At 59.1% G+C, this 24,587-nt stretch carries 19 protein-coding genes; 9 read left to right on the forward strand and 10 right to left on the reverse strand.

Annotated elements, in window-relative coordinates; all coding sequences use genetic code 11:
* Positions 1-358 precede the first annotated feature (358 nt).
* Complete coding sequence (locus ACX80D_RS15060; protein WP_459323686.1) at positions 359-1,948, reverse strand: ABC-F family ATP-binding cassette domain-containing protein; 1,590 nt, start codon at positions 1,946-1,948, stop codon at positions 359-361.
* A 351-nt stretch (positions 1,949-2,299) separates the two neighbouring features.
* Here ACX80D_RS15060 and ACX80D_RS15065 point away from each other — a divergent pair, with 351 nt between their 5' ends.
* Positions 2,300-3,286, forward strand: a complete 987-nt coding sequence (locus tag ACX80D_RS15065) for a diaminopimelate dehydrogenase (protein ID WP_459323687.1) — start codon at positions 2,300-2,302, stop codon at positions 3,284-3,286.
* Positions 3,287-3,366: 80 nt separating this feature from the next.
* Here the strand turns inward: ACX80D_RS15065 and ACX80D_RS15070 are convergent, their stop codons facing one another.
* Complete coding sequence (locus ACX80D_RS15070) at positions 3,367-3,795, reverse strand: hypothetical protein (RefSeq protein WP_459323688.1); 429 nt, start codon at positions 3,793-3,795, stop codon at positions 3,367-3,369.
* A gap of 112 nt (positions 3,796-3,907) precedes the next feature.
* Here ACX80D_RS15070 and ACX80D_RS15075 point away from each other — a divergent pair, with 112 nt between their 5' ends.
* The 5 genes from ACX80D_RS15075 (at position 3,908) to ACX80D_RS15095 (ending at position 10,292) form a co-directional block, all read left to right on the forward strand.
* A complete protein-coding gene (locus tag ACX80D_RS15075) occupies positions 3,908-5,614 on the forward strand; it encodes a DUF4041 domain-containing protein (RefSeq protein ID WP_459323689.1) in 1,707 nt (568 codons plus the stop codon).
* Positions 5,615-5,895: 281 nt separating this feature from the next.
* Positions 5,896-7,002: a DUF2510 domain-containing protein gene (locus tag ACX80D_RS15080; protein ID WP_459323690.1), complete on the forward strand. Its 1,107-nt coding sequence runs from the start codon at positions 5,896-5,898 to the stop codon at positions 7,000-7,002.
* A gap of 258 nt (positions 7,003-7,260) precedes the next feature.
* Entirely contained in the window at positions 7,261-7,485 is a 225-nt protein-coding gene (locus tag ACX80D_RS15085) for a heavy-metal-associated domain-containing protein (protein ID WP_459323691.1), read from the forward strand.
* Positions 7,486-7,501: 16 nt separating this feature from the next.
* Positions 7,502-8,194 carry a Crp/Fnr family transcriptional regulator gene (locus ACX80D_RS15090; protein ID WP_459323692.1) on the forward strand — a complete coding sequence of 231 codons (693 nt, stop codon included), beginning with the start codon at positions 7,502-7,504 and terminating at the stop codon, positions 8,192-8,194.
* A 166-nt stretch (positions 8,195-8,360) separates the two neighbouring features.
* A complete protein-coding gene (locus ACX80D_RS15095) occupies positions 8,361-10,292 on the forward strand; it encodes a heavy metal translocating P-type ATPase (RefSeq protein WP_459323693.1) in 1,932 nt (643 codons plus the stop codon).
* Between the two features lie 171 nt (positions 10,293-10,463).
* Here the strand turns inward: ACX80D_RS15095 and ACX80D_RS15100 are convergent, their stop codons facing one another.
* The 5 genes from ACX80D_RS15100 to ACX80D_RS15120 form a co-directional block, all read right to left on the reverse strand.
* Positions 10,464-13,982 (reverse strand): DEAD/DEAH box helicase, encoded by a 3,519-nt coding sequence (locus ACX80D_RS15100; RefSeq protein ID WP_459323694.1) that lies wholly within the window; start codon positions 13,980-13,982, stop codon positions 10,464-10,466.
* 308 nt (positions 13,983-14,290) lie between these two features.
* Complete coding sequence (gene araA / locus ACX80D_RS15105; protein ID WP_459323695.1) at positions 14,291-15,835, reverse strand: L-arabinose isomerase; 1,545 nt, start codon at positions 15,833-15,835, stop codon at positions 14,291-14,293.
* A 33-nt stretch (positions 15,836-15,868) separates the two neighbouring features.
* Positions 15,869-16,603 carry an L-ribulose-5-phosphate 4-epimerase gene (locus ACX80D_RS15110; RefSeq protein WP_459323722.1) on the reverse strand — a complete coding sequence of 245 codons (735 nt, stop codon included), beginning with the start codon at positions 16,601-16,603 and terminating at the stop codon, positions 15,869-15,871.
* Positions 16,604-16,605: 2 nt separating this feature from the next.
* Positions 16,606-18,288, reverse strand: a complete 1,683-nt coding sequence (gene araB / locus ACX80D_RS15115; RefSeq protein WP_459323696.1) for a ribulokinase — start codon at positions 18,286-18,288, stop codon at positions 16,606-16,608.
* A gap of 451 nt (positions 18,289-18,739) precedes the next feature.
* Positions 18,740-19,777, reverse strand: coding sequence for a LacI family DNA-binding transcriptional regulator (locus tag ACX80D_RS15120; protein ID WP_459323697.1), 1,038 nt, complete (start codon positions 19,775-19,777; stop codon positions 18,740-18,742).
* A gap of 157 nt (positions 19,778-19,934) precedes the next feature.
* Between ACX80D_RS15120 and ACX80D_RS15125 the strand changes: the two genes are divergently transcribed.
* Positions 19,935-20,930 (forward strand): aldose 1-epimerase family protein, encoded by a 996-nt coding sequence (locus ACX80D_RS15125; protein ID WP_459323698.1) that lies wholly within the window; start codon positions 19,935-19,937, stop codon positions 20,928-20,930.
* A 22-nt stretch (positions 20,931-20,952) separates the two neighbouring features.
* On the opposite strand, the gene ACX80D_RS15130 is transcribed toward ACX80D_RS15125, so the two are convergent.
* The 3 genes from ACX80D_RS15130 to ACX80D_RS15140 all read right to left on the reverse strand — a co-directional run bounded on the left by ACX80D_RS15130 (position 20,953) and on the right by ACX80D_RS15140 (position 22,848).
* Positions 20,953-21,207, reverse strand: coding sequence for a hypothetical protein (locus tag ACX80D_RS15130; protein WP_459323699.1), 255 nt, complete (start codon positions 21,205-21,207; stop codon positions 20,953-20,955).
* Positions 21,208-21,395: 188 nt separating this feature from the next.
* Positions 21,396-21,839, reverse strand: coding sequence for a Fur family transcriptional regulator (locus ACX80D_RS15135; RefSeq protein WP_459323700.1), 444 nt, complete (start codon positions 21,837-21,839; stop codon positions 21,396-21,398).
* A 175-nt stretch (positions 21,840-22,014) separates the two neighbouring features.
* Complete coding sequence (locus tag ACX80D_RS15140) at positions 22,015-22,848, reverse strand: SDR family oxidoreductase (RefSeq protein WP_459323701.1); 834 nt, start codon at positions 22,846-22,848, stop codon at positions 22,015-22,017.
* A gap of 66 nt (positions 22,849-22,914) precedes the next feature.
* Between ACX80D_RS15140 and ACX80D_RS15145 the strand changes: the two genes are divergently transcribed.
* On the forward strand, positions 22,915-23,508 hold the full coding sequence (locus ACX80D_RS15145; protein ID WP_459323702.1) for a TetR/AcrR family transcriptional regulator: 594 nt from the start codon (positions 22,915-22,917) through the stop codon (positions 23,506-23,508).
* Positions 23,509-24,330: 822 nt separating this feature from the next.
* Positions 24,331-24,585: a hypothetical protein gene (locus ACX80D_RS15150; RefSeq protein WP_459323703.1), complete on the forward strand. Its 255-nt coding sequence runs from the start codon at positions 24,331-24,333 to the stop codon at positions 24,583-24,585.
* The last annotated feature ends 2 nt before the right edge of the window (positions 24,586-24,587 follow it).

Here is a 24,587-nt window from a genome sequence, read left to right on the forward strand (position 1 = left end):
AGGAAGAGTAATCCCAGCCAGCAGCGCCGCCACATCCTGTGTAGCGTCACCACCCCGGTCCCCGGGGAACACCTCCCGAATACTCATACAACAACACTAAACCCACCGACACGCAACCGCAATACATACCCGAAAGTAACTTCGAAGAATGTTTCCTGGACACCGACACTTGCCCGTCCCGAGTGCGGCTGACAAGTAGGGCTGACGAGGAGAGCTACGAGTAGAACTGTGAGCAGCGCTGACACGCGCCGAACCGGAACCGGCGCCGACCCACCCGAACGCAAGAACCGCCGTCGTCCATCACAGGACAACAGCGGCTCAAGAGTTAACTGGAGAAGACGGGGCAGCCCGCCCCTCTTTAGTGCTCTCCGCGGACCACTACTTCGCCGGGGACCTCGGGGTTGAAGACGAGGCGGCGGTTGGCGATCTTGTCGGTGAAGAAGCGGTCGTGGCTGACGACCAAAACGGCGCCCGGGAAGTGCAGTAGGGCGCGTTCCATGACCTGTGTGCTGGACATGTCGAGGTGGTTTGTGGGCTCGTCGAGCACCAGAACTGAGGCGCCGGAGAGCAGGCACTGGGCCATGGCGACGCGGGCTCGCTGGCCACCTGAGAGGTTGCCGATGCGTTGTTTGAGGTCAGCTTCGGAGAACTGGAACATTGCCAGGAAGCGGTTGACTGACTTCTTCGTGGCGGTCAGGGCCAGGCTGTCGGGCATGGCGTTGACGGCGTGGGTGACGGTGTCCTCCGGGTCCAGCTCATCCAGAATCTGGTTGTATGAGATGAGCCCGCCGCCCTTGGCCCAGGTGACGTAGCCGGAATCAGCAGGCTCTTCGCCAGTGAGGGCGCGCAGCAGTGTGGACTTTCCCGAGCCGTTGGAGCCCAGAACCACGATCCGGTTGCCGCGGCGAATTTCAAAGCTGAGGTCCTCAAACAGCGTCCGATCGCCGTAGAACTTGGTCAGCGATTCCACCCGGCACAGCACATCTTTGACGTGCAATCCGCTGTAAATCTCGGTGATGATCTTGTCCACAGGACGCGGTGCGCGCGACTTTTTGATCTTGGAAAGCTTAGAATCGAGCCCCTTTGATGCGGCTTTGGAGGCCGCGCGGCGATCGGAGATTCCCTCGGCTTCAAAGGCCAGCAGCTCGGATTCGTGCATGAACTGACTTTCCAGAGACTTGAGGCGGAACTGCTTGGCCACCACATATTCGCCAAAGTTGCCGGGGTATTCGTGCAGGTGGAAGTTTTCAACCTCTACGATGCGCGTAACCACAGCGTCCAGGAACTTCCGATCATGCGAGACGATCAGGGCCGCACCCTTGAAGTTCTTGAACCAGCTTTCCAGCCACTCCACTCCCGCCACGTCAAGGTAGTTAGTGGGCTCATCGAGCAGCAGGACATCGGGCGCTTCGAGCAAAATCTTGGCCAGCGCGGCACGGTTTCGCCAACCCCCGGAGAGCTCATCGATGGCGCAAACGCGGTGAGCCTCGTTGAAGCCGAGCGTGGTCAGAACCTTGTCAATGGAACGCTGGTAATCCCAGCCGTCCAGGCGATCCATGTCGCCGAAAAGTTCGGACTGGCGGTGGATGAGTGTGTCCATCTCGGCCTCAGCAGGATCCGCACCGAGCGCCGCGTCAATCTGCGCGAGTTCAGCCTCAATCTCCTTCACATGGGCAAAAACTTCTTCAAGCACCTCGAGTATGGTTTGGGCACCATTCAGCTCTGAGAACTGCGAGAAGTAACCAATTTTGGTGCCAAGTTCCACGCTCACAGTGCCGGTATCCGGCTCAACCTGGTCCATGACGAGTTTGAGCAGCGTGGACTTTCCGGAACCGTTGCGCCCGATCAGACCCACCCGGTCCCCCGCCTCGAGTTTAAAGAATGCCTCGCGCAGCACCTGGACTTTGTCGAAGCGCACGGAAACATCATTGAGGCGGATCAAGCTCATGGGTGGGGTCCTTATGTTGCGGAAGATTTTCTTGCAGGAGATGGGGCACGGAAAACACCCAAGCCCAGTTTACCGGCAGGTGAGGTTGCCTCGGTGGCGAGTGCCACCGTCGGACGTTCACTAGAGAAGTACGACGGCGGCGCTTCCCCTCCGCGCCCAGCCCCACCGTTTACGGAGAAGGACCCGCCCAAGACTCATGGAACATGAGCTTAGAGTTTCTGGAACAGGCGCTCGTCCGGCCCTAGAACTGGCCTCTTATTCAGAGTAGGGGCGTCAGACGGTACCGTAGTGGGTTGGAGACAGCAGCCGGGTTGTGGGCTGCTAAAGATCGAGCATCGGAAAAGAGAACACATGAGCGCGCCCATTCGCATTGGAGTTGCAGGCTACGGAAACTTGGGTCGCGGAGTCGAGGCAGCTATTGCCAAGAACGCGGATATGGAACTGGTGGGTATTTACACCCGCCGTAATCCGGCGGAGCTGACCCCGCTCAATGCCGGAGCGAAGGTGTTTTCAATGGCTGATCTGGCCAGCCATTCAGATCAGGTTGACGTTCTCATACTCTGCGGCGGATCCAAGTCCGATCTTCCCGAACAGGGCCCCGAGCTGGCTGCACTGTTTAATACAGTGGACAGTTTTGACACCCACGCACGCATCCCCGAGTACTTTGCCAGTGTTGACGCTCCGGCGCTGGCTAACAAGAAGACCGCGCTGATTTCCGCCGGTTGGGATCCGGGTATGTTCTCGATCAACCGGGTTTATGGCGAAGCGCTGCTGCCTGATGGGGACACCTACACGTTCTGGGGCCGCGGGCTGAGCCAAGGACATTCGGACGCCATCCGTCGCGTGGATGGGGTTGCTGGCGGCGTGCAGTACACCTTGCCGTCTGAAGCAGCCATCGAAGAGGTCCGTAGCGGTTCGCGTCCCGAGCTGACTACACGTCAAAAGCACACCCGCGAGTGCTTCGTAGTGCTGGAAGACGGCGCCTCGCAGGATGCTGTTCGCGCCGAAATTGTGGGTATGCCGCACTACTTTGACCAGTACGACACAACGGTGAGCTTCATTACCGCCGAGGAGTTGGCCCGCGATCACTCAGCCATGCCACACGGTGGTTTTGTCATTCGCAGCGGCAACACCACGGACGGCCATGCTCAGGTTATTGAGTACTCGCTCGCGTTGGAAAGCAACCCGGAATTCACCTCCAGCGTGCTGGTGGCCTACGCCCGCGCCGTGCACCGCATGAACGCAGCTGGCCAGTTCGGCGCCATGACCGTGTTCGACGTTGCCCCCGGGCTTCTCTCCCCCAAGTCGGCGGCTGAGCTTCGGGCGGAGCTGCTCTAGTTTTTAGGCTGTACCTGTTTAATGGTCGACGGCGGCGGGTGGGTTGGGCAGCCAACTCACCTGCCGCCGTCGTTCTTGTTTTATTCGGTCTGCGACACAAGGTCAAAGTGGGCATGGCCGGCACAGATCGAGATGATCTTCACGGTGTAACCGTGGAACGAAAGTTCATCCCCAAGCGTCAGATCCTTGAACCTTTCATCCGTTGAGGGCTTGGGTTCCTCGGTCCAGACCATCAGGCTTACCGTCGGTACATCCGTACTTACTTTGGTCCCGACTAGGCCAATCCTCGGAGTGTAAGCGGCTCCAAGTTTAGACACGTGCAAGCCTTGCACCGGGCCCACAGCTGAGGTAGCTACCGTGTAGTCGCCGTTGCCTGTGCATCCTTGATTATTTGTTGACATGGCTGAATCCCCAAACACTGTTGTTGGATCGTCGGCGGGGACAAGGGAGTATCCAGCGAATATGAGGATAGCCGCCAGAGCAGCTGCGGCCTGTACTGCCCGTGTCACCCGTGCCAGCCTTCGTCCGCGTGGAATCGTTATGACACCACATTAACCGCACAATGGGTCACACTCAGCGGCATTTTCTTGGTTTGTCTCAGCCTCACGATATGGTCATGAAATGTCCCAATCAGTGTTGCCCAAAGGGGCAAATACAGTCATTTCAGCGCCGCTCAACGCGGCGCTCAAGATTGAGCTTCGATGGACAGCCCAGTCCGCCACTGATGAGCTCGACTTGTTCATGTTGCTGCTTGATTCCAACGGTCGGGTCACGGGCAACACAGACATCGTCTTCTACAATCAACCTGACTTCTCGGGCGGCAGTGCAAAGTACTTGGGGCCCAATGATACCGGCGCCGGCCATGCCCACACGGCTGAACTGACACTCGGCCGTTTGCCTGATTCGGTGCATACAATCGCCCTAGCCGCAGCGTTGGACTCGGATCGCTCCCAGCTGAGCGCGCTAACATCACTCGAACTGTCTATTACCAACGATTTCGGCACCGTATGCACCATCCAGGGTGAAGGCCTCCGCGTTGAGCGAGTGGTAGTTCTTGCCGAGATTTACCGACGCAATGGAGATTGGAAAGTCCGTTCTGTGTCCCAAGGCTGGGACGGCGGAGTTCCTGACCTTCTCACTCACTACGGCGCTGACGTTGCCGAAAGCGAAGTGGCCGAGAATCCTCAGCCTTCCCCCGTAGTGGAAGCCCACACCGATCCGGTCAAATTCTCTCAACTACAAGATTTAGACCACCGCATCCGTGAGCGGGAGGCCGTTCTCGCCGACTTGGAATCCCGGATCGTTGAGACGCGCGAGATCAACCTCCTACAAGACCTTGGCATCTACGACTTCTCGCATCCGCTGGAAGACGCTCTGCAGTATAAGGACCGGCTGGCAGAACTTCGGATGTCGTTGAAGACATTGGTGAAAGACCGCGCCGTAACAGGTGCCACCAACTGGGCCGTCAACGGGAACCTGGCTAAGGGGTCCCAAATGGTCAAGGAACAGTGCAAGCTGATGCTCAGGGCCTACAACGCTGAGGCAGACAACTGTGTTCGAACAGTTCGAGCGCACTCTTTAGACGCCAACACGGCCCGGTTGGAACGGGCCAAGAATTCGATTGAAAAACTCGGCAAGAGCATGGCTATCCAAATCACTGACGATTACCACCAGCTCCGTTTGGACGAACTCAAGCTGACCTCGGATTACCACGTCAAGGTCGCCAACGAACGAGAAAATCAACGTGCATTGCGAGAGGAAACTCGCGAACAGGAAAAGGTTGAGAAGGAACTTCAAAAGGCTCGTGAAAAGATCGAGCACGAACGCAACAAGTATCAGGCAGCACTAGCCATCGCCATAGAAAGCGGTGAACCGACTGCTATTGCAAACATGCAAAAATTCGTCGAAGATGCTGAAGCGAAGCTCCATGACATTGAAAATCGCCAGGCCAATGTGCGCACCGGCTACGTCTATGTCATCTCCAACTTGGGCGCCTTCGGTGATCGCATTGTTAAGATCGGGATGACTCGTCGATTGGAACCTACGGAACGGATCCGGGAGCTCAGCGGAGCTGGTGTCCCCTTCCTCTACGACATTCACGTCTTGTTCTTCAGTGAAGACGCTTCAGCTTTAGAAGCGGAACTTCACCGAGAGTTCGAGGACCGTCGCGTCAATAGGGTCAATTTGCGGCGCGAATTCTTCTACGCCACTCCAGCAGAAGTTAGAGAAGCGGTAAAACGGTTGGTGGGAGTCACCACACTGGAATTCAAGGAAGAGTCAGAAGCAAGCGAGTTCAGGCTCAGCCTGTCACTGTCGAAGGGGAAATAATGGGATTCAAGAAGAGCACGTCATTCAAGGTGATGCCCGGTGTCCGAGTACGGGTCTCAGCCAATGGTGTTTCAGCGTATGCAGGCCGCACAAAAATTGCAGGAACTTCATCTTCTTCCCGGACTCGGCCGCAGCCTCGACGGGCGCCTGTACGCCAAGCTCCGCAGCCAGCACGGTCTACATCTCAAATTGTGAAACCGGGTGTATTCGCCCCGAAAGAGGAGAAGGCACTATACGCCTACTTCGTTTCTCGAAAGGAAGTTCAGCTGGACCCTGTAGTCATGCTTCAACCCGTCTATGCGCAAGCAGCACACGCATTGCTAGGGATGCAGTTTATGGTGGCGGGACCTATCGATGACTGCATTCGCTCCCTACAGTTTGCCCTGACCGGTCCCGTTCCCCTCGAGCTAAATAACTTCCTTAACAAGTACCTCCCGGACTATCGTTTCGAGCTCGAGATCGCTGGTGGTGTATCTGTTGTTTTCCCCATATCCTCCGACTCAGTGAGCTTGGCAATAGCCGAAGCTTTGCAGAGCCAGAACCGGTTGGATGAGGCCATCAACTGCGTGGAGCAGCTGACGGCCTCCTATCCAGCCTTGTTGAGTTTGGCTGAGCTGTACTCGGAAAAGCAGGACTGGCGAGAGGTAGTCCAACTGACCGACAACATCGAGGTTGGTTCAGAGATTGGCGCCCTTCTTGCCATCATTCGTTCACGAGCTCACCTGCAACTTGGACAACTTACAGCCGCGAAAGAATGCCTCAAACCGCTCACAGCCAGCAAGAAATACTCGGACAATCTGCGGTTCCAAGCACTCGCATTGCGCTCCAGCATCAGCTTGGAAGAAAAAGCATACTCCCGTGCAATTGCTGATTTGGAGAAGATTCTTGCTGAGAATTCCCAAGTTCCAGGTATTCTGCACGCGCTGGAAGCCGTGCACGCTGCGCAGCGCGACTCTGAGCAGGAAAAATTGAGAGCTGCTGAGAACAAAGCTGTAGAAGCCGAACAGGCCCGTGAAGCGAAGAAGGCAGAAACTTTGCGGCTCCGCGAAGAAAAGGCTGCGGAAGTCATCAGAGCGCGTGATGAAAAGGCTGCGGAGACTTTAAAGCTGCGGGAAGAAAAGGCGGCCGCCGCCGCAAGATTGCGGGAGGAGAAAGCAGCCGCAAAACTGGCCTTGCAAAACGTTCCTGTCATGCAAACCGGAATCATCAACCTCATTGATGACTCGGAAGCCGACCACGTACCCCAACCTTCTCAGCCTCAGAGCGAACCCACACCGACCAAGGCGGAAACTCTAGAAGCCGGTTTTTATCCTGACCCAGAAGGAGTGGCCCCTTACCGGTACTGGGATGGCGAATCCTGGACTTCCCGAGTCCGGATGAAGCCCTAGGACTGCGGTTTTGAATTCACCCCGAGCTGGGGTCAACTTGGACTATTAAATGGACCAGTCGCTTCCCTACGACAGCCAGCGACCAGATCCGGGAAGTGTAATTGTCGGCACCCCCAGCCGGGTAACAGCGAAAGCCGAGATGACCGCCGTCGTTCTTGGAAAAGCTCTTTTGCATTCTTGATCCACGTCAAGGCGAGGATGCCCCGTCCACGATGTACTGGTATCACCATCGAGGAACAAGGAAGAGGCCAGCACATCATGCGTACCGCTAAATTTGAGACCGAACCGTTCACCTGCCCGTCGTGCATCACCAAGATTGAAGGCGTGGTGGGCAAGATGGATGGCGTTGAAGAAACCAAGGTCATGTTCAACTCCGGCAAGGTCAAGGTGACCTTCGATGACGCTTTGGTCACCGCCGACGCCATTGCAAAGGCCATTACTGACCTCGGCTACCCCGTCTTGAAGCACAAGGTCGCGGCATAACTGCTTGACTATGGACATGACATCTCATGCTGCGGTCCACGGACACGCCCCACTGGAGGTTCTGGTGGGGCGTGTCCCCATTTTCGACCAGCTGAATCCCGAGGAACTCAAGGACATTGCTGGGCGGGTACGCCTGCGCCGCCATGACCGCAACGAGCAACTGTATGGCGCGGGTGAAAATAACCCGTACTTGATGATCATTCACAGTGGTCATGTGAAGGTCTTTCGGATCACGGAGTCCGGGCATGAACAACTCATCCGGGTGCTCGGTGAAGGAGACTTCCTGGGCGATATGAGCTTCATCAGCGGAGCCCCCACAGACCATTTCGCCACCACCTTGGAAACCGCCGAGATCTGCGCGCTGCACCACGACGATTTGCGAGAGTACCTGCTCCGATTCCCCAGCGTGACGTACAAAATGCTGGAGACCCTCAGCCTCCGTCTAGAAGGAACCGAACGCCAGCTCAGTGTCCTGACAGGCGAGGACGCTGAGCACCGGATCGCCGACTATCTGCTGGAGCTCTCCGACAAAAGCCAATCAGCCACATTGACATTGCCCATCGCTAAGAAGGACATCGCCTCTTTCCTGGGGTTGAGCCCTGAAACTCTCAGCCGGAAGCTGGCTCAGTTCGAGGCTGCTGGTTGGATCAGGCTGCATCCGCGCCGCCGGGTGGAGCTGGTAGATATGCCGGCGCTGCACCGGCTCTAGCACCTGTTCTAGCACCGGCCGCGGGCCTCTCGTCAGGAAAATCGGGCCTCTCGTCAGGAAAATCGATCCGCAGAATTGACCCTGGTCAAGGCGATTTTCTCCCTTCCGGGCAATCCTTGAAGTCAACGGTGAATTTTGGCCCCGTTGACTGAGTTCAAGGAGCATCATGACTGGAACAATGAAAGCCCGGATCGCCGCCGCGACCGGCATCATGTTGATCGCTGCACTGGCATTCCATCTCGCAAAATTCCCCGAATGGCGTGACGGTTTGCTGTTCGTCTCGGCTATTACCGCCGGCGTCCCCACCGCCATCCGCGCCTTCCAAGCACTACGGGTGAAGGCCTTTAGCATTGATCTCTTGGTGTCCATTGCCGTGATCGGCGCACTGGTGATTGGTGAGTTCGTCGAGGCCGCAGTGGTGTCCTTCCTGTTCATCTTCGGTGCCTGGTTGGAGGCCCGCACGTTGGAGAAGACACGGCGTTCGCTGCGGGACCTCGTGGACATGGCCCCGCAAGAGGCGCAGGTCATTCGCGACGGCGTGACGGTCACCATCAGCGTGGACGACGTCCTCGAAGGTGAAACCGTTGTGGTCCAGTCCGGCGGCAAAATCCCGGTGGATGGCACGCTTATCTCCGGTCGCGCTCAGGTCAACGAAGCCACCATTACAGGTGAGCCGGTCCCTGTCCCCAAGAATGTGGGAGACAAGGTCTATTCCGGCACCATTGTGGACAACGGATTCTTCAGCATGATCGCCGAACAGGTGGGTGACGACACCACCTTCGCCCAGATCATTGAACTCGTCGAGGAAGCCCAGGATTCCAAGACCAAGGCCCAACGATTCCTGGACCGGTTCGCGCAAATCTACACCCCAGCCATCGTGGTCTTGGCGGTGCTGGTTCTGATCTTTAGCCGCAACATTGAGTTCGCGCTAACATTTTTGGTCATCGCCTGCCCCGGCGCACTGGTGATCTCCACCCCGGTCTCCATGGTGGCGGGCCTAGGCAACGGCGCCCGCCACGGCGTCCTGGTCAAGGGCGGCGACGCCCTGGAGCGCTTCTCCAAAATCGATACCCTGGTCTTCGACAAGACCGGCACCCTCACGGTGGGACGCCCCGAAGTCACCGAAGTCTTCCCACTAGGAATGTACGACGCCGGTCAGGTGCTTGCGCTGTCTGCCCGCCTTGAGCTGGCTTCCGAACACCCGCTGGGCCGGACCATTCTCGAAGAGGCCAGGCTGCAAGGCCACGAGGTGAGCGTTGCACCCGCCGAGGTGGAAGTCATCAAGGGTGGCGGTATCCGTGGCCAGGTGGACGGCATCACCGTGGCCGTGGGATCGCGCAGGGTCTTGGCCGAGATGGGCGTGGAACTGCCCTCCTCCGCACAGTCCCACGCAGTCTTGCGGGAGCGGAGCGGAAACACAGCAGTATTTGCCGTGCTCGACGGCGAACTGGCTGGCATTATTTCCATCGCTGACCAGATCCGCCCTGAAGCACGCGACGCCATCGCTGCTATGCGCCACCGTGGAATCCGAACGTTTTACATGCTCACTGGCGATAACCGCCACACGGCAGCGCTCGTTGCTGCAGAGCTTGGAATCGATGAGGTCCGTGCAGAGCTACTGCCGGCCGACAAGGTACGGATTGTTCAGGAACTCAAGGATGCCGGGCACCGTGTGGCCATGGTGGGCGATGGCATCAACGACGCCCCGGCCATTGCTACAGCCGATGTTGGCTTGGCCATGGGTGCTGGCACCGATGTGTCGATTCAAACGGCGGATGTGATCTTGATGGGCAACCGCTTTGACCAGTTGGTACACGCCTACTCGCTGTCCAAAGCCACGGTGCGGAACATGTTGCAAAACACCTGGATCGCCCTAGGCACCGTTGTGCTGCTGCTGACCGGCGTGCTGTTGCAGAAGGTATTCATGGCAACGGGAATGCTGGTTCATGAGATTAGCGTGCTGGTGGTCATTCTTAACGCGGTCCGGCTTATTCGGTACCGGGACAAGCGCGCTGCTGCACCCATAACCGAGGCGGCTCATAAAGCTGTGGGGGCCACCGTGGCTGAGCGCGGACCCGTCATGGACAGCAACCGCTAGCCAACGCTCGCGCAGCATTGGCTGGTTTTTCGATCACGCTATCGCACTCAAGTGCGATAGCGTGGCCCGTTTACCAACCATTGCTGCGAGAGCGTTGTTGCTTGGAGGTTACTCCGGCAGGACGTCGACGCAGGCATGTGTGGCATCCTTGCCGATGTCGCCGCAGCCGGTTCAGACGTCGAACAGGCCCCTCACGTCGTCGGCGGTGATCGCGGCGGAGAACATGGCGTCGTCGTCCATGACGGAGGTGAAAAGCTTCGCTTTTTTCTCCTTCAGGGCCATGACCTTCTCCTCGATGGTGTCCTTGGCGACGAGACGGTACACCATGACGTTCTTGGACTGACCGATCCGGTGGGTCCGGTCCACCGCCTGATTCTCGGTGGCCGGATTCCACCATGGATCCAGCAGGAAGACGTAGTCAGCCTCGGTCAGGTTCAGCCCGAACCCACCGGACTTCAGGCTGATCAGGAACACCGGAGCTGTCCCCGATTTGAACTTGTCGATGACTGCACCGCGTTTGGTGGTTTTGCCGTCCAGGTAGGCGTACTCGATCCCGGCCGTGTCCAGACGCTCGCGGGCCTTTCCCAGGAACGAGGTGAATTGGCTGAAAATCAGCGCCCGGTGCCCCTCGGCCACCACATCCTCGAGCTGTTCAAAGAGCACATCGAGCTTGCTGGACGGGGTGCTGGCGTATTTCACATCGACCAGGGATGCGTCCAGGCTGAGCATCCGCAGCGTGGTGAGCGATCTAAAAATGGCGAAGCGGTTCTTGTCCATGTCGCCCAGCAGGCCCATGACCTTTTGGCGCTCGTGCTGCAGGTGCCGCTGGTAGATGGTGCGGTGCCGCGGCGCCAGTTCCAGTTCCAGGACCTGCTCCTGTTTGGGCGGTAGCTCCTTCGCCACCGCGTCCTTGGTGCGGCGCATGATCAGCGGCCGGATACGTCGGCGCAACTGTTTGAGCCGCTCCGCGTTCCCGTCCTTCTCCACTGGTTTGCGGTAGTAGTCGGCAAAGTTGGTTGGTGACGGGAACAGCCCCGGTGAGGTGACGGCGAACAGCGACCACAGTTCCATCAGGTTGTTTTCCATCGGCGTGCCGGTGATGGCCAGCTTGAATTTCACCGGAAATGCGCGCGCCAGCTGGCTGGCCTTGGTGAGGTGGTTCTTCACAAACTGCGCTTCGTCAAGGATCAGCCCGGCCCATTCCTGACTCGCGTAGGCCGCATTGTCCAGCCGGAAGAGGGCGTAGGAGGTAATCACGACGTCGGCCCCGCTCACCAAGGAGGCAGCGTCGCTGCCGCTCTTGCGCAGGGTGTCGGCGACGGCGGTGGTGTTCAGAGTGGGTGCGAAGCGGCGCGCCTCGGCCGCCCAGTTGGATACGACCGAAGTGGGTGCCACCACGAGAAATGGCCTGCTGTTGCCGCCCGGTGAGGTGCCCGAGGGTTTCTTGGCGCCTGCCGTGGATTTGGCATGAGTGATCAGTGCCAGGGTTTGCAAGGTCTTGCCCAGGCCCATGTCATCGGCCAGCACGCCGCCGAGTCCGTTGCTGTAGAGGAAGGCCAGCCAGTTGAAGCCTTCCTGCTGGTACGGGCGAAGTTCGGCGTGGAGCGTGTCCGGCACAGGGACTGCGGCAACTTCCTGCAATTCAAGGAGCCCGCTGACTGACTTTTCCCAGGCTGCAGCTTCTTCGACGCTTGTGGACAGTTCCTTCAGCTCTTCCCACAACCCGGCTTGGTACCGGCTGATGGTCAGCGATTCGCCGGGCTTTTGGAGGCTTTTCGTCTCTTCGATGAGCCTGCGCAGCTGCGCGAACTCGGGCTGGTCCAGGGCAAAGTAGTGGCCGTTGGGCAGCATGAGGTGCTCTTCGTCGGTGGCCAGGGCCAGGAACAGCTCACCGAACGGGATCTCTGTCCCGTCCAGGGCGACCGTGACACCCAAGTCAAACCAGTCGCCGTCGTTGGTGCCCTTGGTGCTGATGCCGATCTGGGGTGTGCCGGTTAGCTCGGTGTACTCGGGGGCCGAGCCTGAGGTGTCCACGCGCACGTGCTCCATGCCAGCCAATATTGGCAGCGCGAGGTTGCTGAAGCGGGCCGCTGCCACGTTCTTCAGGTGGACCGATTCGTTGCTTCCCGGGTGCATGCTGGGTGCGTGCGGGAATGGGTCCCTAGTGGCTTCCGGGAAGTCGACGAGGGCCTGTGTGAGAGAGTCCAGCAAATTGCCTTCAAAGACTGGATTGCGGCTGCCTGTCTCCTCGCCCGTCATAGGGCGCCGGACGGTCTCCTCCCCCATGACGTACTCCCAGTGCCAATGCAGTTCCAACGACGGCGGTGCCCCGGCTTGCGTTTTTTGGGCACCGGCTCTGTTGCTACGGCCGGACTTGGCCGGTGTCTCCGCTGCCACGTGCGTCACGGTCAGGACGAGTTCAGGATCGTGGATCTCGGGCAGGCCGGATAGACCCTGCCCCGGGCGCACATCCATGGTGCTGCGCAGCTTCGGGTAGTAGTTCTCCACAAAGCGTTCCCGGTCGGGCGCAGGAATGTCCACCGGAACCCTGGATGCGACAAGGGTTTCCAGCTGCTCCCCCACGGCGCCCTCGAGCCGAGCGAAGTGCACGGCCCGCTTATTCAGGGGGCCGCCCTTATCTTGGTCCTTGTCCTTGCCCTTGTCTGCATCCCACCAATACAATCCATGCGCAGGCTTCCCCAAGAGGCCGAGCCGCACCGGTTCCAGTGCAACGCCGTCGTTTGCCTTGGCCAGCGGAACCAGGCGGATGCCGCCGTCGGGCATGGCTTGGATGCTTGTGCCGACCGAGGCGGCGTCTTCCCGTGTGATGCTGGAGTTCTTACGGGATGTCACAAATTCCAGGCCTATGCCGGCCGCTTGGTCCAAAAGGTTCCACAGCAGCGGGGAGTTGAACCCGTCAAGGTAGATCCATTTACCGTTGGCGGGCGCCGAGTGGGCGGCCTGGTAGAGCGAGTGGAAGACCCGGATCCATTCGCGGTGGGCGGTGTTGATGCTGTCATCGTATTGCAGGCGGTAAAGAGTGTTCCAGGCTAGATTGCCAACTGTCCATTTGCCCGAAGTGCCCAGCATGACCGGTCGTACGCCGAGGCGGATGTCAGCGGGCAATTTGTTGGTGTCCCGCGGCGCACCCCATGGGTCCTTTTCAACGTCCTCCACGAGTTCAAACTGCAACGCCAGGGGCGTGCGGACTGCCGGGACTGCAGTGGGCTGGCCCCAGCGGACCGGCGGTGCCTGCACGGGAGGGTTGAGGAGGATCTGAAGCTGCTGCTCCCAGACAGCCAGTTTGGGTGGCGCCGCTTTCTTGGCTTTAGGCGCAGCCTTACTTGGCGTGTGGCCGACCGCCGGCGCCCCATCGGCCGCGTCTTCCAACAGGCGGTTGGTGTGCAGAACCAGCGCTGCCACATGCTTGCAGTCCCATCCCACGGGACAGTCGCAGTCGGTGCTTTCAATGGTGATTCCGGACTTGTCTTCGCGGAAATAGACAAGTGTCTCGTATTCGCTGCTCCGGCTGCCTAACACCCGGCCCTGAAGCGACATTTTATTTTCGTCCCACGTAATCCTGCCGACCCGATCGGCGCTCTCATACTCCAGTCCGCGGTGCATCGCGGCTTGGCCGACGAGGTTGCGCAGATGCATGTAGTCGACGTAGGGAATGAGGGAAAGATCCATGCCTTAAGGTTACCCACCGGGAGTGACATTTTGCCGCCTGCAAGGTTGGTGCCCGGGAGTATGGTGGGCGCCATGATGGAGGAACTGATTGGCTCGGACAGCGGCACCTACCGCATTCGCGCGGCCACCGACAGCCACTTTCTGTTGGATCTTGATGGGCGGACGCTGTCCGGGCTCAGAGCCGCGGTTAAGCAGGAGATTCTGGCACTGTCGGGCCATCCGAAGGGAGCTAGCCTCACAACGCAGCAGCGCCCATCCGGAGCGGACGGGCGCTGCTGCGTAACAACATCTCGTGGGGAAAGAGCTGGTTAGAAGCCCTGCGCCAGACGGTAGTAGGCCTGGTTCCAACGAATCTCGCGAGCGAAGCCGCGCTGGGTGGTGTCTTCGTCAATGACCAAAAGCTCGGCTTCGAACATGTCGGCGAAGTCTTGGAAAGCCTCAATACCAACGGCGGTGCTCATGACCGTGTGATGGGCGGCGCCGGCTTCGAGCCAGGCTGCAGCGGAAGTGGCGAAGTTCGGCAACGGCTTCCACACCGCACGTGCAACAGGCAGGTTGGGCAAAGGCTCATCCAGCGGAACTACTTCAACCTTGTTGGCTGTGAGCCGGAAGCGCTCGCGCATGTCTGAAAGTGCCACCACCACACCGGTTCCGGGATCGGCGTCGAACACTAGACGCACGGGATCCTCGCGGCCGCCAATACCCAAAGGATGAACCTCCAGCGACGGTTTGGTGACGGTCAGCGACGGGCACACCTCGAGCATGTGCGCACCAAGGATCTTTTCTTCGCCCGGGACCAAATGGTAGGTGTAATCCTCCATAAGTGAGGCACCACCGGGCAGGCCTTCGCCCATGACCTTCGCGGCACGGATCAGCACGGCGGTCTTCCAGTCACCCTCGGCGCCGAAGCCGTAGCCGTCAGCCATCAGGCGCTGCACGGCCAGACCAGGCAGCTGGCGTAGACCACCAAGATCCTCGAAGTTGGTGGTGAACGCTCCGAACCCACCCTCCTCGAGGAAGCTCCGCAGACCCAGCTCAATCTTGGCACCGTAGCGCAACGAATCATGACGTTCTGCACCGGGATGCAACTCCGGAGCAACGTTGTATAGACGCAGATACTCCGCGACAAGTTCGTCAACGGCGTCTTCAGAGGAAGCATCCACAGCCTCCACCAGCTCGTTGACGGACCAGCTGTTGACCGAGACACCAAAGCGAATCTCAGCCTCTGTCTTGTCGCCCTCCGTCACGGCAACATTGCGCATGTTATCGCCAAAACGGGCCAGCTTCAGGCAGCGGACCTGGGCCACGGCTGCAGCGGCGCGCGTCCATGTGCCAATCTTTTCACGGACCAGCGGGTTGGAAACGTGCCCCACCACAGTCTTGCGGCTGATGCCCATGCGGGACTGCATGTAACCAAATTCCCGATCGCCATGAGCTGCTTGATTCAAGTTCATGAAGTCAAAATCAATCTCGGCCCATGGCAGAGCCTCGTTGGCTTGGGTGTGCAGGTGCAGCAGCGGCTTGTTCAACTCAGTGAGTCCACGAATCCACATTTTGGCTGGCGAGAAGGTATGCATCCAGGCGATCAGCCCAATGACCTTGTCATCAGCGTTGGCGTCAATGGCCGCACGGCGGATCGCCTCCGAATCCTTAAGTACATCCTTGAACACCACCCGCACGGGGATCTCGGTGGATTCCTGCAGGGTCTTGACCACTTCGGCGGACTGTTCGGCCACCTGGCGCAAAGTCTCCTCGCCATAGAGGTTCTGACTTCCAGTCAGGAACCAGACCTCGTATCCGGACAGCGAATTATTCAACTGCACGGAGTTCTTGTTGTTCAACTTCAAAGACATTTTCATTCCTTCGGGCACGCGTTGGAGGTGGTCTTACTGTCCGTAGACGTTCTGGTAACGCTGGTTCAACTTCTCAATGTGTGCGCTATCAATGGGGATCAGCGGGCCTAGTTCACGCGCGAGATGCACCGTACGGGCTACCTCTTCACACATCACGGCAGCCTTGACGGCTGATTTAGCGGTGGCCCCAATGGTGAATGGACCGTGGTTTTTCATGAGCACGGCCGGCGAGCGCGAACCACTGAGCGTCTCGACGATCCCGCGACCAATGGAATCATCACCAATCAGCGCGAACGGGCCGATCGGGATCTCACCACCAAATTCGTCACCCATCATGGTCAGCACGCACGGGATCGATTCCCCCCGCACAGCCCATGCGGTGGCATAGCTCGAGTGCGTGTGCACCACGCCACCCACCTCCGGCTTATGCCGGTAGACGTAGGCGTGCGCAGCTGTATCGGACGACGGCGTCAGTTCAGGATTGCCCCATCCTCCATCCACTGGGGTACCAAAAAGGTCCGTGACCACCATGGATTCAGGCGTCAGCGAATCGTATTCAACCCCCGAAGGCTTGATGACCATGAGGTCTTCACCTGGCACTCTGGCCGAGACATTGCCTGCCGTCCAGACGACGAGTTCGTAACGGACCAGCTCAGCATGCAGAGCGCACACTTCCTCCCGAACAGCAGCGATGCTGGCCAGGAGCTCCGGAGTTACAGCAGGCACGGATGGGCGAGGGCTAGCAGCATTGGCGTTATCTGGTGTCATCGTCATGCCGAGACCTCCGCAGTAACTTTGTGCGCGTCGCGGGCAATTGCCTTGAGCCGGTGCATCACGTCATTGGCACCCCGGCCGAAGTAGTCGTGGAGCAGTCGGTATTCGGCGAACAAGGCATCATAGGCGGCCACGTTTTCCGGAATCGGGGTAACCACCGCACGGTTGATGCTGCCCATCGCGGCCGATGCAACCCTGATGTCCGGGTACAGGCCGGCGGCCACGGCAGCATGGATAGCGGACCCGAGGGCCGGTCCCTGACTGGATCCGATCGTGGACAACGGCAGGTTCAGAACGTCAGCGTAGATCTGCATCAGCAGCTGGTTCTTCATCAGACCACCGGCAACGATGAACTCAGTGACGGGGACACCAGCGGCGTTGAACGTTTCCACGATGACCCGCGCACCAAAGGCTGTGGCTTCTAGTAGTGCGCGGTAGCCATCTTCGGGGAGTGTGGCCAATGTTTGCCCGACGACGACGCCGGAGAGTTCGTGATCTACCAGAACCGAACGGTTGCCACTGTGCCAATCCAAGGCAATCAGGCCGTGCTGACCAATGCTCTGGCGTTCAGCCAATGACGTGAGGTATTCGTGAATGCCCATGCCCCGCTTGGCGGCTTGGGCAACATAGCTCTCCGGCACTGAATTCTTGATGAACCAGCCGAAAATATCGCCAACACCGCTTTGGCCAGCCTCGTAGCCATAGAGGCCAGGAATGATGCCGCCATCAACTACACCGCACATCCCCGGAACTTCCCGGAGTTCTCCGGAGCTCATGACGTGGCAGGTAGAGGTGCCCATAATGGCCACCATCTGACCCGGCTCTACAGCCTTCGCTGCGGGGGCGGTGACGTGCGCATCCACATTTCCAACGGCCACAGGGATGCCTTCTGGCAGACCAGTCCAGCCCGCGGCTTCGGCACTGAGGTACCCGGCCACATCGCCAAGGTTGCCAATTGGATGATCCAACTTGTCCGCAACGAAGCCAGCAAAGCCGGGGTTCAGAGCTGCGAGGAACTCGGGAGAGGGATAATTGCCATCTTGGCGGATGCCCTTGTACCCGGCGGTGCACGCGTTGCGCACGTAGCTACCGGTCAGCTGCCAAACGATCCAGTCTGCAGCTTCCACCCAGTGGTCCATGGCGGCATAAACAGCCGGCGCTTCTTCTAGAAGCTGCAGTCCCTTGGCAAATTCCCATTCCGAGGAGATCAGCCCACCGTAGCGCGGCAGCCAGCTCTCGTTGCGCTCACGCGCCAATTCGTTGATGCGTTCGGCTTGGGGCTGCGCGGCGTGATGGCGCCACAATTTGATGAATGCATGTGGCTCATTGGCCCACTCCGGTAGTTCGCACAGGGGTGTGCCGTCAGTAGTAGTGGGCACCATGGTGCAGGCTGTGAAGTCTGTGCCGATACCCACAACGCGTGCCGGGTCAATACCTGCTTGTGCAACGGCGGCGGGTACGGCCTGTTTGAGAACCTGGCGGTAGTCCTCGGGAACTTGGAGAGCCCAGTCCGGCGGCAGAAGTTCCGTAGATCCTGGAAGTGAGCGCTCCACAACGGCGTGCGGATACTCGACTACTGCGGATGCCAGCTCGGCCCCGTCGCTCACACGCACCACCACTGCACGGCCCGAAAGCGTGCCATAGTCGATGCCGATTACGTAGGATTCCTGCGTCCCCATAATTTCCTCTCAGACGATGCGTTGGAGCCGTCATCTGTGACGGTCGCTACGCAATACTTGTGAGCGCTAACAATTCCACAACTACGGCTCCTCGTCAAGGAGGCCATCCATGGGGTTGACCTAGTTTCCTCGCCACTCGACCATCGAGCAGGTGGCGAAAATTGCCTAAATTCCAGTAATCTCGCCAGCCATTCCTCAATAAGAGTCCACTGATCGTCGCCGCATTTCAAACGTTACGGCCCGGCTTCATGCCTTGACGCGCTCTGCTGTGAACGCTAACAATAGAGCTATGAACCGTTGCGGCGCCAACAACCACTGGAGGGACCTGCACTCAGCAGATTTGCACTCCTGGGGTCCCCGCCGCAGAACCAGACCTCCTGGCCGAAACAGGAGAACCTCCAGCTCGGCGACAGATTATGGGAGGGGCTCGGCGGCCCACGCAGCGACAGGCTCAGCTGCGGGTAAGCGCTACGGGCCTTGGTCCGGTGCTGGCTCGCAACGTCAGGTGCGGCTGAATTCGTACGGAAAACAGCGGATCGTTACCCGATATCCCTTCCAAGATCATCGCAACACAGCGGCGTCCCAGCTCAGCAAAGTCTTGGCGAATAGTTGTCAGCGGGGGGAAATAGAAGCCAGACTCAGGGCTGTCGTCGAACCCAACCAGGGACAAGTCACGGGGCAGGCGGAGATTGCGCTCGTAAGCGGCACGCATCACCCCAAGGGACATCTGATCATTGGCGGCAAAAACAGCAGTGCACTCGCCGGCATCGATCAGCTGCTGCCCAGCCAAGTAACCGGATTCGGCACTCCAATCCCCCACAAAAAGTGTGCCCGGCTCCAGACCGGCATTGGCCAGCGCTGCTTCCCATCCTCGTCGTCGAGCTTGGGCGTCAAGCCAGTTGATGGGGCCCATGATGTGGGCAATGTTCCGGTGACCCTGCTCGATGAGGTGCGCAGTTGCCAGATAGCCGCCCCGTTGCTGATCGACGCCCACGCTTTGTACGCCAGCTGCACCAATATCTCCAATGGCCACCATGGGGACGCCGGGGTGAAGCCGTTCGATGCCCCGGACAATTTCTTCTTGTGGTGCAATGACAACAAGGGCGTCCACTTGCTGAGCCAGAAGGTACTCAACTGTCTCATTGATGGCCTTTTCACTGACTTCGGGCAGGCCCACGGTGTTGACGGCGTATCCGGCCAAATGTGCTGCCTCTTGGATGCCCAGCAGAATATGAGAGGGCCCGAAGTGTTCCATATTGTGAGCCACGACGCCAAAAGTTTCAGAGCGTCGGGTGACCAATTGGCGGGCGGCGGTGTTGCGGCGGTAACCGAGCTCGGCGATGGCTGCTTCCACCACGGTCCGGGTTTTTGCGCTGACATTGGGATGATTATTGATCACACGGGAGACTGTCTGGTGCGAGACACCGGCCTTCGCGGCCACGTCCTCCATGACCGGCGGGCGCTGCCTAGCGGAATCGTTCTGCGTCATTGTTTACCTTTTCTCCGGCAGTTCGTCTCTGCTCGCGGCTCGGCTTTATCCCGAAACGCGCGCCCAGCCACCAACGTCTCACTAGTTCGCTTAGTACAACATAGTTCGCTTGCTACAACCGTAAAACAATCAATGTCATTCTTGCAGAGGAGACCACATGTCTAACAATCCCCACCGGCCGCTTTCTGGAACGCAGTTCACTCTTGAATCCGGAGACTATCGGGCCGTTGTGGCATCGGTTGGCGCCACGCTGCGTTCGCTGACCCATGCGGGCCGCAACCTGGTGATCCCTTTCGACGCGGAGGAGATCCGCCCGGCGTATCGTGGCGCCAATCTTGCCCCGTGGCCCAACCGACTGGCCGACGGCGCCTACAGCTATAACGGTGAGCACCATCAGGTGCCCATTAATGAGGTCGATCGCATGACGGCCCTCCATGGCCTGGTCCTGTGGAATGAGTGGGAACTGCGAGCGCAGACCTCAGACAGCGTCACACTTGGCGCCACGGTAGAGCCGCAGGCCGGCTATCCGCACCGCTTGGATCTTGCGGCGCTTTTTGAGCTCACCGCCGCGGGTCTTAACTGGCGCATCATCGCAACAAACCTTGGGACCGGCACTGCCCCTTATGGCGTTGCCCCGCACCCCTATCTCGTGGCCGGGCCTGGCACCGTGGATACGTGGACGTTGGAACTGCCTGCCGCCCAGATCCTGCAAGTCACTCCGGATCGGCTCTTGCCCACCGAGCTTGCAAATGTTGCCACGCACGACGGCGGCTACTTTGACTTCCAGCACCCCCGCATCTTGGGTGCCACGAAGGTTGATCACGCCTACACTGCATTGTCCCCGGCTACGGAGGGCAGCCTCGCTCGCGGTGGAGCGGATGCGGATGGGGATGGGGTCAGCCAGAGTGAGCCGGAAACTGAGGTACGTCTAGTGGCTGGCGACGGTTCGGGTGTGCTCATGCGCTGGAACCCGCGAACCCTGCCCTGGGTGCAGATACACACGGCAGATACTGCCTTCCCGGAAACGAACAGGATCGGGCTGGCTGTGGAACCAATGACATGTCCGCCGGATGCGTTCAATTCCGGAACCGATCTGATCGCTTTGGGCGCTGGAGAGCAACACGAGGCCAGCTGGGTCATCGCCGCACTGTAGCGAGGGCATTGGCCGCCCAACGCTATGCGCGCGGGGCGCTGTCTGTGTAGCTACCCACGGGTCCGGATGCCTTGGCCCGGGTGGATACGTAGCTACCCGGGCGGCCTCCCTGGGGAGCGCTGGTTGTTACGTAGGAACCTGCTTGTCGAGAGCTCGGCATTTTGACGCTGACGTAGGATCCGCCGCCATTTTGAAGTCCAGAAGCTACACCCTGACCAGCGGAATCACTGTCAGAGAGGAAGTTAACGCGGGACTGGTGACTTGAAAAGTTGTTCATGTGAAACTCCTAGGGTTCGGGTCAGAGGGCGCGCGACATCGCGCCACGTGGTTGATTATGTGGGCAGGACTAGTCGAGCCTCGTGCGACGCTTAGTAAGCGGTAAATGATGAAGCAATGGATAGCCAAGCAGGCTTTGGATGGACCGAATGGGGCTAGATAGACGCGCCCAGCCGGGGTGGGTGCCAGTTATGTAGCGGCCGGGGCCGTTTGACAAGTGGAGCAGACACCCCAGAAGGTTATTTCTGCGACTTGGACTGCGAAGCCGAACATGTCCGACGGCGTCAGGCATGGGCTTTCGCCGATGACGCAGTCAACGTCCTGAACTTGTTTGCAGTTCAGGCAGACGAGGTGGTGGTGGTTATCTCCCACGCGTGCTTCATAGAGTGCCGACGAGCCCGCTGGTTCAATCTTGCGAACCAAACCGGCCGTTACCAGCGCTGCCAGCACACCGTAGACAGCTTGCAAGGATGTCTTCGGTAGCTGCTGGGAGACTGCGGAAAATACTGTGTCCGCATCAAGATGGCCGCGGCCCGATAAAACCTCAAGGACCGCAATCCTGGGTGCCGTCACTTTCAACTGGGCCGACCTGAGTCTCCCTGCCAAAACCTCTTGCTGCGTATCCGTTGCCATGCTTCAACTCTAACAGTTGTTTTGAATGAATCAAAACAACTGTGAGCGGAATCGCAATGGCGCCCCACCCCAGGTATCCAAGGGTGGGGCGCCACAATACGCTGGGCGCGAGCCTAATGAAGGCTAAACCGAGGCCCATCACTAGCGCCGACAGTCGGCTCGTGCGTCAATCCAGTCAGCCGAGCGAGAGCGCGCCCGCCTTCACTGCGGCGACCACTCCGCCGTCGACCAGTAGGTCGGTGCCGGTGATGAAGGATGCATTGGAGCTCAGCAGAAACGACGTTGCTTGGGCTATATCCTCGGGTGTGCCGTAGCGGCCCGTCCCGGAGGCGTCCACCATGGCGCGCATGCCTTGGCCGCTTTCCCCGGCGAGCTCCTGCTGACCCATGGGCGTTGAGATGACGCCGGGGCTGATGCTGTTGACCCGCGCACCGCGGGCGCCCCAGACCAGGCTGGCAGCCTGAACTCGGAGCTGATTGGCACGTTTGGCGACACTGTACGCTGTGCCCGCATCTGCAAAGGAGGGCTCCTTCCAGATGGGCAAGCTAAGCAACTGATCAGTGGGCGTCAGCGCCAGCGCAGATTCCAATTCCGCAGGGAATCGGCCTGCAGCGAAGCTGCCTGCCATGCTGGCAATTACGACGCCGGCCCCTCCCTCAGCGACGACTTCACCGAAGGCGTCAAGCACGTAGGCAACACCCAGTAGATCCACCTTGAGGATTGCATCCGCAGAAGCCTGGGTGGGCGAGAGGCCTGCGGTATGAGCCACCTGGACCACAGTGCCGGCAGCTGCAGCGGCCGCAGCCATAGCGTAGACGGACTCCTTCGAGGACACATCCACCACATGGGTATCCACCACATATCCGTCACCGCGGAGAGTCTCTGCTGTCTTTTCAAGCCCCTCAGCATTGAAGTCGGCAAGCAGCAATTTCTTGCCCGACCCTTGACGCCGGGCGATAACTTGGCCCATTCCACCAACGCCAATGACAACAACAACCTGATCAACCATGATGCTCCCTCGAAGATTTCGAGACACACCGTCTCGTAAATAGAGCATAGAACCTATGCTTGGAAAATGATAGAAGCACAAAGGGGCCGCCCGAGAAGCGAATCCTCGAGGCGGGCCATCCTCGAAGCGGTCCGAGATCTCATCACGGATGTAGGCTATGACGCAATGACTTTCGAAGCCATTGCAGCCATGGCGGGGACCAGCAGACAAACAATCTACCGATGGTGGAAGTCCAAGGCGTCGGTGGTGAGCGAGGCCGTCGTCGAAGGCTTCGTGCAGCTGCCCCGCGTCACCATTCCCACCACCGGCTCACTACGAGATGATTTGAAGGCGTGGATTGCCAGTGGACCCGGGGTATCCGCGACCGCCAGCGCGGATGGGGCACGGACAATCCAGATCATCCGGGGATTGGCTTCAGCTGCATCCGCGGACAGCAACGATGCGGCGCTACTCTACGAACACCTAACGCGACCCACACATCAGTCTCTTGTGGCCCGGCTGGACATGGGGAAGTCCGCCGGTGAGCTACCGCACCGAAGCGATTGTGTCGCTGTGGCCGACGCGCTCTTGGGCACAGTTATTTTCCAGATCCTCACCCCAGCCCGACCGAAGGAACGGTTGTTGGGCGTGGTCGATGCCCTGGTTCCCGCTCCTGAATGACAAACCACTTTCCTTAACGCCAATGCCCGTGTTGTCTTGAGCTCAGCAGGGCTGCAGCTCCACACCACGCCCCAGCGCTGGTAGGTGCTCGCGGGCACGTGCCCTTCCAGTGAAATTTTTTGGAGGAAATCATCTCTCCAATTGTTATTTTCCACTCGAACCACAGGAAAACCCTGGTACCACCTCCTCAGCTCTCCGGCCAGTTGTTGGCGCAGGAATCCTGATCCAGATGTCTTGCCGTGCTGGCACTGGCCACCGGAGTTCTACTCTCTCCCACGCCTGCCACGAGCCGGCACCTTAGTAGTCCTTGGAATGCACTCCCGGACCTTACGCAGTAGCGGTTCACCTGCTGCACTACTCACCTGCTGCATTACAGGGCGCACGGGGCCTTGGCTGAGTAGGATATGTGCCGCGTGGCTGTTTCTGATCGACTCAACCTTGATGGGCGACTTTTTCCATCTGCGGGATTGCTTGCATCGTTCATCGTTACAAGCCACATTCGTGCACCATGAGGCACGGTGGCGGGCTGACTGAAACGTCAGAACTCCCAGCGGAGGAGTCCAAGGCTGGACTCCTCGCTGAGTATGCGGCAAGATACAAAGCCCACTTCGCTCGAAGTGAGAGGAGTAAAGATGTCAACGCGGCTAGGTGTAAGAAAACTTAACTATTACCTTCGTGTGAAGCACGCCACTCTAGCAATCTGAACGCGACCTCATTATGGTTACATCAAGCGCACAATCATCAGCCGCCAAGTAGGAGCTGACCCCATGGCGCTGCTGGCAGTCAACACCTGCCAGCATGAACCGATGTGAAGGGAACGTCATGACAGAAAAAGATTCACTCGCCGAGGATTTCCGATCAGTACCAGTGAGCGACTGGTCCGATTTGGGACAGCAGCTCTGGTCCTATCTCACTGGACGTGGGGCTGTGGTCAACTACAGTTTCATGGATATGACGGTGGAGGTCCCACGGGACATCGGACCTGATGCCCCGAGAGCAACCTGGAAATTCAATGGCACCCTGCGGGTGACCACAAGTGACAATGAAAGCGCCTCTTCCGCAGAATTACAGCAGTAAGC

Source organism: Arthrobacter sp. Sr24 (genome assembly GCF_054511175.1).